We start from the raw sequence: 9,563 nt of genomic DNA on the forward strand, positions 1-9,563 counted from the left end.
TTCCTTCTTCCTTCTTCCTTCTTCCTTCTTCCTTCTTCCTTCTTCCTTCTTCCTTATTTAATAAGCCCAATTATCTTGCCACTTCACATTTCCCTCTTCAGCTAACAACCATTGTCGAGAAACCAAATTTTCTCGCCTCGGAATTTGGGTTTCATTTCCCTGTTCATCTCGATAAACAATTGCATACTTATAAGCAATAACTTTTCCAGCACTTTCATTAAAAGGAATTTCATTAAACCAAGTATTAGAATTAATATACTCTAACTGGTAAGCCTTACTAATATCCCAATTTCCCAACTCTGGGCAATCTCCCGTGACTACTACTACCTCACCATGATTAGTTGAAATACCATTTAACTGCGCTCGAACAATAACTTTACCCTTAACACGATTACCCAAATAATTAATCACAATCATATCTTGTACACCCAGTTCTAAATTATGTAGAGCGCCATCTTTTACCTCAAAAAACCTCTTCGTTAAAATACAAATATATTCTCCATCTTCCAAATCAGTTTCTACCCTATCAATTGTTATTGGATTACCGCGATTAATTGCAACAAAACAACGATAATCTCTATACCTTCGCACATAACAATAAACATCCTCACTCACATATCTTTCCCACTGACTACCCAGAGAAATAGCAGGATTAATTCGACGTACTTTTGATAATAATTGAATATCCCGATAAATAGGTGTATCTGTATCCCATTTTTCCATCATCGGGCGATTATAAGGTTCTTCTCCACCATCAGTATCATTATAAAGATATTGCTCACTACCATAATAAATACAGGGAATACCACGAGAAGTCATAATTAAATTAATAGCTAATCTCAAAATTCCTGGGTCTGGATTCAAATTTTGAAATCTCGGCATATCGTGATTATCAACAAAAGTCACTAGCTCACTGGCAGTATCATAAACATTATCTTGGTCGAGTAATTCTTGAATAATATGAAATCCTCCCGGTTCACATTTTCCCAGAGCGCGTCTAATAGCAACACAAAAACCAAAGTCTAACATTGACATTCCAGACTTATTAGCAAATTCCAATGATGGAGGATCGTAAGGTCCGCTAAAAATCCATTCCCCAAAAATAAATACTGATGGTTTATGGCTTTTAATATCAGCATAAAATTCTTGCCAAAACCATAATGGCATATGTTTAATAGTATCGATTCTTAGGGCATCAACTCCTCTATCTAACCATAATTTAATTGCTGATTTTATATATTCTCTATACTCAGGATTATTCTCATTAAAATCTGCTAATCCTCCCAATTCTTTATTTTCAACTTGCCATTTATCATCCCAATCTTCTACCTCACCATAATGATGATACCAGTCATTAACATCATTATGAAAATCAGCAATTAGAACCCCATCATCAAACAGTTGACCTTTCTTTCCCCCTGCATCTGGACTACTGTGATTACAGACAATATCTAGAATAATTTTTATGCCTAAATTATGAGCTGCTGCTACTAACTTATCAAAAACAGTCTCTTGATTTTTTACTAAATAAATTTCATCATTTTTGTCTACTAAACGAGGATTTAAGCGTTTAAAATCTTTCGCCCAGTACCCATGAATTGGAGCCATTTCAAATAGTTCTTCCTCGATTTGTTCAAATAAAGGAGTCATCCAAATAGCAGTAACTCCCATTTTTTTGAGATAGTCAAGTTTATCTATTATTCCTTGTAAATCTCCACCCCAATATAAACCCCATTTTTCTTTATTAGGGTCGTATAATTTAGGGTTAGGACCTTCATTATTAGTAGGGTCGCCATCAAAAAAACGGTCTACTATAATAAAGTAAATAGTTTCTTGGCGAAACTCTATCGAACGAGTAAATAGAAATTCAAAATCACTATTAATATTAGATTCACTACTAGATGTTTGACTTGTAGAATTTGTTGGCATTCTTGACTTTTCTCCAGTTAAAATGATGTACCAATCCTAAATGATTTGTGAAAAAAACTAAAGGGGTTTAATCTCTCAAACCAAACAAAAATAGGATTTGGAAACCAAACCCTATTAGATAAAATATTACAACCTCTGCACAGATTGCTATATAATAGATTAATTATTGTCAAGACTAAAACAATTATAATATATATAGCGTTCAAAAACTATAACGTTATAGTTATGAACACTATATATGTGGTCTGATGTATAAGTTATAATTGTTGAGAGATGTAATTTAGAGATACTGATAACTGATGACCGATAACTAAAATGACCATTTCCTCCTACATCTGACTCCTGACTTCGGTACTTATACAACTTCATCGGCAAAACTAGCCCAACGAACAAACTCAAAAGGTCCAGCGATCGCTCCCCAGACTTGTTTATCAGTTTCCGGGTCACATCCTGTGTCATGGCTAATAAATTTATGTTCATCTATCTCAAAATGACTGTTTAGATAGGTAGTTTTTCCGTTACGAACAACAGTACAAGCTTTTCCTGGTTCTACCTCACCTCTAAAACTATTACCTGTCCATTTAGTAATAAAGGTGCAACCAGGCAGTTTTTTAATCTGTTCAGTTTTGAGATTTTCTAAACGTTGGGGTTCACGGGAAGCTCCATAAAATTCTTTTTCTTCTTCAATGGCATAATTCTCAATATCTATATAGTCTTCTGAAGGAACTAATTTTAAAATTCTCACTCGATATGGTTGATTGAGAGTAATATCGTAAGCTTGCTCTAGATAAAGGCTAAGTCCATCAAGTAATTGATATGGAAGTGGACGCATACAAACCCGAATGTGGGCGAAGAAGGGTGGGTTCTCAAAAGCTTGTGGTTGGTTACTGAAGTCAGCAGCGAACCAACGCGCCAAGGTAGTAATATCTGTTGAGTGAGTCATTTCAGTTATCAGTAAATTATTAGGAGTCAGAATGAATGGCTTCAATATCGTTTTTTAGGTTGGGAATTATCTTTTTTATCAAAGGGACATCTTTTTTCAATAATTAATAATTACCTCTTCTTAAAACAGATAGGATTGGTTAAAAGGAATTTTTTTGTTTTTTTCTCCTTGAAAGGAGAGGCTTTAAACCTTAATTTTTCGGTAAAATCTTTTAATCACACTTATTATTCGTAAGATTCTTTTTTCACGCTTGGTATTATATAGCATCTCTCAAGCTAATGAGGTACAGTTGTTTTTCTTGTTTTCTATTCCCTGTTTGCCCAATTTCTACTTTGTACGGACGTTGTATGCAAGGTCCCTACCTGCTCCCCTACTCCCCTACTCTCCTACTCCCCTACTCCCCTACTCTCTCTTGTTTCGATACAAATCTTCAATAGCAAATTCGGCCCTAGCTCTAACTGCTAAAGTTGTCTCTGTATCACTAATTTGATGAATATGACTCAAAATATCTTTAAACCAGTCTTTACCACTAACTTTCACTACTTTTCCTAAACCTTGCAAACCTACAACAGCAGCATAACGCACTACCCATTCTGGGTCTTGAGATACTTGCACTAGGATTTGAAAAACACGTTGTTGAGCATCTGAAACTTCTGCTTCTGATAACTTTTCCCAATCAATAAAACCTAAACCTCTAGCTGCACCTCGTCGTACACTAAAAGAAAAGTCATTTGCTGCACTATCTAATAATATTTCTAATCCACGAGGGTCTCCAATACCTGCTAATGCTCTTATTGCCCAAGCTCTAGCACCATAGTTATAACCATCAAGTGTTTCTAAGACTGGAAGTACCGCAGGTTCTCCTATTTCGACTAATCCATCAACTGCTGCTACTGCTGCACCTGGGTTATTATAGCCCAAGACCTTAATTAATATTGGGATAGCTTCTTCTATGTGAGCTGCTGCTAAATCTTTAACTGCATCTATTAAGCCTTGAGAAGAGTCTGCTTCTTCAACTGCTCGGATGAGTTGATTGTCTATTGTTGAGGCTTGATTGTTCATTCTTAGGGATTAGGGAGTAGGGAGTAGGGAGTAGTAAAAATTAGAGAAATAGTATAACAGTTATTAGTAAATAGGAGGAAAGTTAGGATATTGATTTTTTACAGACAGGATAACATTTTTATTATACCCAATAGATATCTCCAGAAAATAGGGAACAGGGAAGAAAGAACAGGAAAAAGTAATTTATAGTTTATAAATAATAATTAATTTTATTTTTCATTTTTGGAGAAGTTTAATTAATTAGACTTAAATTGCTGCTAAAAAAATATTTTTGTAGTTACTATTCAGCACAAGATATATAAATGAATGTTTTATAAAAGTGAATCCATTAAATTCATTACTTGTTTAGCCTCTTCTGATAGTAATAGTTGAGATTCTACTTTTGACTTTTGACTCTCTTGGTGCGCATTCCCAAGCCAGTCCGTTGGGCGGGTCTCCCGACTTGAAAGAACTGGCGTTTGCGTCTTACGCCGACGCGGGGTCGCACCGCTTTTAACTTTTGAATTTATCGTGAGGTGATGTTCTAAAAGTCCTTTTAGAGCAATTAATTTCATACTATTTTCGGCTAAGGTTTCTGATATTGCCTTCGCTGCTGGTAAATAACCGATGGCTGCTAAATCTAATAGTGCAGAGCGTCGTAACTGTAAATTATCACCCTCTAATGCTTTAGTCAAATATTCTCCATATACGGCCTCTCCTGTAAGTTGATACAGAGACCTAGCAGCAGCATATTGTACTTTTTCTGCTGGATGTTCTATAAAAGGCTTAATTAGAGAAATTGCTTCTTGAGCTTGAAGTGTTCCCAAGGCTTCGATAATATCTTCGTAGGGTTGAATTAAATGAGGTTTACCAGGAACCAAAACTGCAGTTTCGACACCTCCATCTAAAAGTTTGATTAAGGCAGGAATACAACTAGAGTCTCCTAACATTCCCAAGGCTTCTATTGCTGCTTCCCTTACATAATAGTCAGAACATTCTAAGCATTCTATTAAAGCAGGTACAGCTTTTTTATCTTCTAACTTACCAAGGGCGCGAGCAGCATTTCGTCTCAAAGGATATCCACCGTCTTCGGTACGGTCAGACTCATCTTTCAGTGCAGCAAGTAAACCCTCAATAGCATCAGGAGTATTAACTCTAAACCTCCCTAACCACCAAGCAGCATAATATCGCTTACCTAACTCTTCATGGTTTAGGTTAGCGATCGCCTCTTCTACAGTTAGAGACTCGCCATTTTCTGATACTTGTTCTGATGATAATTCCAAATGTTGCTGCTCCATTTTTATCTGTATAAGGTCTTCTTACTTCCGTCTTAAAATAAAAACAAAAAAATACTGATAGATAGCTACTGATTAAAGTTAGGACATTTTTCAATCCTCAAACCCTTTGACAGTCTGCTGTTTCCTGTTCCCTATTCCCTATTCCCTATTCCCTAGCGCGTAGCGCTATAACTGTTAACTGAAATAACGATGCCCGGAAAGATTAACAAATACTAACCATAGGCCAGTACCTATATACCTGTCCGGGCTACGTTGAATATTAGCTCACGGTAGTTAACTTAGTGAATCTTAATTTCACATTCACCACCTAGTTACTGTGCCAACTATTAGCTAAGAGCGTTAATAGCGTAATCAATATAGTTGTTAGCTTCAGTTGCAGGCTGACCAGTAATACCATGGTTAGCTTTGATATACTTTAGAGCTTCAATGTACCAGCTAGGAGACAACTCGAAAGTCTTGTTAATTTCATCAATTCCTGCGATGAGTATCTCATCCATAGGACCTGTACCACCAGCAATTAGACAATATGTCACCATTCGGAGATAGTAACCAATGTCACGGGAACACTTTGCTTTTCCTACTGGAGTAGAAGCAAAGTTAGGTCCTTGAGTTGTAGTAGTGTAGGGATACTTGTTGTAAACTGCTTGAGCAGCTCCATCAATCAAGGTTTGAGATTTCTCAGTAAGAGCTTTAGCAGCGTCTAAGCAAGCAGCAGCACGGCCGAAACGACCAAAAGCAGCATTGATTTCTGTATTAGTTAGAAAGCGGCCTTGAGAATCAGCAGCAGTTACTGCTTCAGTTAGAGGAGTTTTCATGTTTGAGGTACTTCCCTTATGATTGTGAGTACAATTTTTGGTACAATTTTAAAAGCTGTAGAGATGCTAAGGTGCATCCTTACAAAAAAGTTTTTTACAGTTTTTTTAAGCAACTGCAGCAGCAGCGCGGTCGAAATATCCACCAATCTCAGCAATTAGAGAGGCGCAATCTCCAGGAGTAATACCATTAGGATCGTTAGCAATAGCAATAGCTGCATCTTTCATTTTTTGCACACCTACTGCTACAGAAGTACCAGGAGTTCCTAGAGCTAAGTATGTTTCACGGAGACCATTGAGACAACGGTCATCTAGTACACTTGCATCACCAGAGAAAATAGCATAACTTACATAACGTAGAATGATTTCCATGTCACGCAAACAAGCAGCCATACGACGGCTTGTATAAGCATTTCCACCAGGAGCAATTAACTGAGGCTGCTCTGCGAATAAGGAACGAGCTGCATTAGCAACAATAACTGAAGCGTTGCTAGTAATACGGTTAACTGCGTCTAAACGCTTGTTGCTATCTGCAACCATTGCGCTTAAAGCGTCAATTTGGCTAGCAGTAACAAAATCACCTCTGGCGTCTGCCTGGGAAACTACTTTTGTGAAAGCATCAAACATTGATAAATTCTCCTAATTCGCTTTTTTTTTAGTTGCTTTTCGATGCTATGGGTATTTTTTTAGTTTTTCAGGCTAAGTGTCCATGCCTGGAAAAGTAAGACTAGGACTTTTTCATAATCCTGAGAAAATCTGACACTTTTTATGAGAAGCCTTTCAACTTCATTAATCAGTGGTCTTTTTGATTTTCCCCTATCTTTTAAACCCTTCAGATATTCTTTATACAATGCTGTTGTGTTTTTGTTTATTACAAATTATTAACAAACTTTTCTGAAGCTGGAAACTTAGGCAGGATTCAAGGCCAATTTCCTTTCTAGGTCAAATAGAAAGCCATGAATGTATTCTTCTGTCCATTCTGGGCCATAAAACCTCGTAAACATACCCCTTGCTGGATCTTTCTCGGCTCGATACCTTAAATATCGCAGTTGGGCTTCCTTAATTTCTGCTAATTTTTCTGGATTAGTAATGGGTTCTGCTTGCTTTACAAAAATTAAATAAGCTTGCAGGTAATGTTTGAATGCCTCGAAAACTCTTGTCTCAACTAACTCGGTTTTCTCTGGACGAGTCCAGAGAAAGGCTGGAGAAAAGAATGGGATTGCTTCTTCTGGAAAATCACCTCCCCAAGGTAAATATTTCTGATGTTCTTGGAAAGTCTCCATTATGGGCTGAGTATACTTTTTTTGATAGTTAGGGTCATCCCTAAATAAGGGCTGCATATCTAGGGCGATTAAATGTCCCCCTGGCAAGGTAACAAGGTCTGCCCCAAAAAAGGGCAAGTCATAATTAAGGTGAGGGAATATAACAAAATTTAATACTTGCAGGGCACTGCCACCTTGGACATGAGCTGCTCTAATTTGTCGGAGTTTGGGACTACAGTAGGCATAACTGGTTGTCTCGACTTCTTGTTCTTTTTTGCCTTTGCCAGTCATAGCAACTTTATGTTCAAATCCATAGGGGATAGAGTAAGGTTGTAGTTCTAGTTCTTGCTTTAGTTGAGTTAAAGCATAATCTAGAAAAGGTTGATACAAATTCACAATATTTTTAGTAGGTGTCATTACATATAGAATCTTATTTTAATTGTCAGAGATTGTAGATTTTTAGGGAGTAGGGAACAGGGAATAGGGAACAGGAAAGAAAGAAAAAACTTAATCTTATCTATTAAGATAACCGCTATATTCTAGACTTTTCAGGAATAGTCAAATTCTCACAACTGATTGCTATTAAGTAGTTATGCAGAATTAATTACACATACTTTAAAGCTGAAAAGTATATATTCCCTGTGATTCTGGAATAAAATTAGGTAATTAATTTTGCCTAGCTACTTATCAAAATTCATCTATTAGCAGTCATATCTGCTGCTTTTGAAAGAACGAAGCAACTACTAAGGTTAGCTTATGACCTTTTTATTCGTAAGTTTAATTCTCCCTGAAGACTAATTCCTCCTCCCAAGACAATGAGTTAATAACTAATTGTTGATAGCTCATAAATGACGGCTGAATGCTTACATCATTTTTCAGGAATTACATCAATAAAAATCAGTTCACACCCCTCTGAATTTTTTGGAGAGGTGTGAGTTAAATTCTTAAGTTAATAGTTAACAAAGTCATCAAGCTGTAGTAGGAACTGCTAATGGAACAGCATCTTCAAATAAGAATTCGTAAAGAAATTTTTCTGACCATTCATGACCAAAATAACTACTAAATAATCCTGAAGCTGGGTCTCGTTCAGCACTATATTGATCGTAATCTTTTTGGGCTTTTACTATCTTTTGAATCTCTGCTTCTGTCTCAATAATTTCTGCTTGCTCTAACATTTGCCAATAGAAACGAATGTAATCTTGATAAGCTCGGAAGAAAGTAGTTTGTACTGTTTCTACATCTGTCTTGGCAAATAATAAATATTTAGAAAAATATTGATTAGCATCGTAAAACTTCATTTCTAAGTTTTGAGCAAAATCATTATATTTCTCTCGTAGCGATCGCATCGGTTCTATATACTTATTCAAGTACGATTCTTCTTGAAATAAAGGTTGAATGTCTAATACTACGATAATTTTATTTTTGCCGAAAGATAATAAGTCAATTCCTAAAAGAGGGATATCGTAGTGGTAACTAGGATAAATTACACTATTAAATACTTGAGCTGCTGCTCCTGCATCAATGTAGGTATAACGTATTTTTCTCAGTTCCGTACACTCGTAACACCAACTTTGAATAGTGGCTTGATTTTTGCCTCTATTACTAACGTTAGCTTCTAAACCAGCAGGAATTGGTCGGCTGCGTAGGTCAAATTTACTAAATAACTCTTTTTCTAAATGTTCAAGAAATGGTCTATACATCGATACTTATAGTCATATTATTAATTCGTTTCCGACAATAATAGATGGCCATAACCTGAGTCTCATTTCTTAGAAACAAAGCAACAATCCTTCATAAAGTCAAAAGTCAAAATTTCAAAGTCAATCAGTAGAGTTTGCTGAATAAAGTCTTTTGTTGAAATATGATAAATAGGAAATGGGCAATAAGTTTGAGTGTTAATTTTTCTGCTTTTCTTCTAACATTTTTGCTTGAGAAAATGTAAGCATTCTGTAGGAAGAGCTGATGCTTACCTATTGACTGACTAAACTTACTCCCTATTTATTTTAGTTTGTTTCTTATTCAATAACTAAACTGGGATGATTTTTGCTCAGGAAAAAATTTTTGATTTGAGTTTTTATTTTGTCGTTTGACTAATCAGAATTACCTGAGCTTTTGTCATTTATTTCTGATGGTAGTTTTTACCAAAGCAAACAATATAGTTGTATAGGTTGTATAGATTTGTCTTTTTCATTCAACCATGACTAGCAGCATTTTATCTCATAGAAAAATTTTTGATTTGAGTTTTTATTTTGTCGTTTGACTAATCAGAATTACCTGA

At 35.9% G+C, this 9,563-nt stretch carries 8 protein-coding genes; all 8 read right to left on the minus strand.

The features are described from left to right. Positions 1 to 57: 57 nt before the first annotated feature. Positions 58 to 1,929, minus strand: coding sequence for an alpha-amylase family glycosyl hydrolase (locus ACP6PK_RS24615; protein WP_426563500.1), 1,872 nt, complete (start codon positions 1,927 to 1,929; stop codon positions 58 to 60). 355 nt (positions 1,930 to 2,284) lie between these two features. After that, on the minus strand, positions 2,285 to 2,872 hold the full coding sequence (locus tag ACP6PK_RS24620; protein WP_426563502.1) for a chromophore lyase CpcT/CpeT: 588 nt from the start codon (positions 2,870 to 2,872) through the stop codon (positions 2,285 to 2,287). Between the two features lie 402 nt (positions 2,873 to 3,274). After that, positions 3,275 to 3,934 carry a HEAT repeat domain-containing protein gene (locus ACP6PK_RS24625; RefSeq protein WP_426563504.1) on the minus strand — a complete coding sequence of 220 codons (660 nt, stop codon included), beginning with the start codon at positions 3,932 to 3,934 and terminating at the stop codon, positions 3,275 to 3,277. Between the two features lie 311 nt (positions 3,935 to 4,245). Further along, positions 4,246 to 5,211: a HEAT repeat domain-containing protein gene (locus tag ACP6PK_RS24630; protein ID WP_426563506.1), complete on the minus strand. Its 966-nt coding sequence runs from the start codon at positions 5,209 to 5,211 to the stop codon at positions 4,246 to 4,248. Between the two features lie 326 nt (positions 5,212 to 5,537). Next, entirely contained in the window at positions 5,538 to 6,026 is a 489-nt protein-coding gene (gene cpcA, locus ACP6PK_RS24635) for a phycocyanin subunit alpha (protein ID WP_094674201.1), read from the minus strand. A 105-nt stretch (positions 6,027 to 6,131) separates the two neighbouring features. After that, complete coding sequence (locus ACP6PK_RS24640; protein ID WP_426563508.1) at positions 6,132 to 6,650, minus strand: phycocyanin subunit beta; 519 nt, start codon at positions 6,648 to 6,650, stop codon at positions 6,132 to 6,134. A 281-nt stretch (positions 6,651 to 6,931) separates the two neighbouring features. Beyond that, positions 6,932 to 7,702, minus strand: a complete 771-nt coding sequence (locus ACP6PK_RS24645; RefSeq protein WP_426563510.1) for a phycoerythrobilin:ferredoxin oxidoreductase — start codon at positions 7,700 to 7,702, stop codon at positions 6,932 to 6,934. Positions 7,703 to 8,253: 551 nt separating this feature from the next. Then, the gene (locus tag ACP6PK_RS24650) at positions 8,254 to 8,985 is read right to left on the minus strand and encodes a 15,16-dihydrobiliverdin:ferredoxin oxidoreductase (protein ID WP_094674207.1); all 732 of its coding nucleotides are present in this window, start codon (positions 8,983 to 8,985) and stop codon (positions 8,254 to 8,256) included. Positions 8,986 to 9,563: the final 578 nt, after the last annotated feature.

The sequence above is a fragment of the Dapis hubbardiae BLCC-M172 genome (assembly GCF_050016015.1).
Classification (GTDB): Bacteria; Cyanobacteriota; Cyanobacteriia; order Cyanobacteriales; family Microcoleaceae; genus Trichodesmium.

What these genes read in the sequence shown, in the direction of transcription:
- ACP6PK_RS24620 (WP_426563502.1), bottom strand. Translation starts at nt 2,872, where the DNA reads ATGACTCACTCAACAGATATTACTACCTTGGCGCGTTGGTTCGCTGCT.
- ACP6PK_RS24645 (WP_426563510.1), bottom strand. Translation starts at nt 7,702, where the DNA reads ATGACACCTACTAAAAATATTGTGAATTTGTATCAACCTTTTCTAGAT.
- ACP6PK_RS24640 (WP_426563508.1), bottom strand. Translation starts at nt 6,650, where the DNA reads ATGTTTGATGCTTTCACAAAAGTAGTTTCCCAGGCAGACGCCAGAGGT.
- ACP6PK_RS24650 (WP_094674207.1), bottom strand. Translation starts at nt 8,985, where the DNA reads ATGTATAGACCATTTCTTGAACATTTAGAAAAAGAGTTATTTAGTAAA.
- ACP6PK_RS24630 (WP_426563506.1), bottom strand. Translation starts at nt 5,211, where the DNA reads ATGGAGCAGCAACATTTGGAATTATCATCAGAACAAGTATCAGAAAAT.
- ACP6PK_RS24615 (WP_426563500.1), bottom strand. Translation starts at nt 1,929, where the DNA reads ATGCCAACAAATTCTACAAGTCAAACATCTAGTAGTGAATCTAATATT.
- cpcA (WP_094674201.1), bottom strand. Translation starts at nt 6,026, where the DNA reads ATGAAAACTCCTCTAACTGAAGCAGTAACTGCTGCTGATTCTCAAGGC.
- ACP6PK_RS24625 (WP_426563504.1), bottom strand. Translation starts at nt 3,934, where the DNA reads ATGAACAATCAAGCCTCAACAATAGACAATCAACTCATCCGAGCAGTT.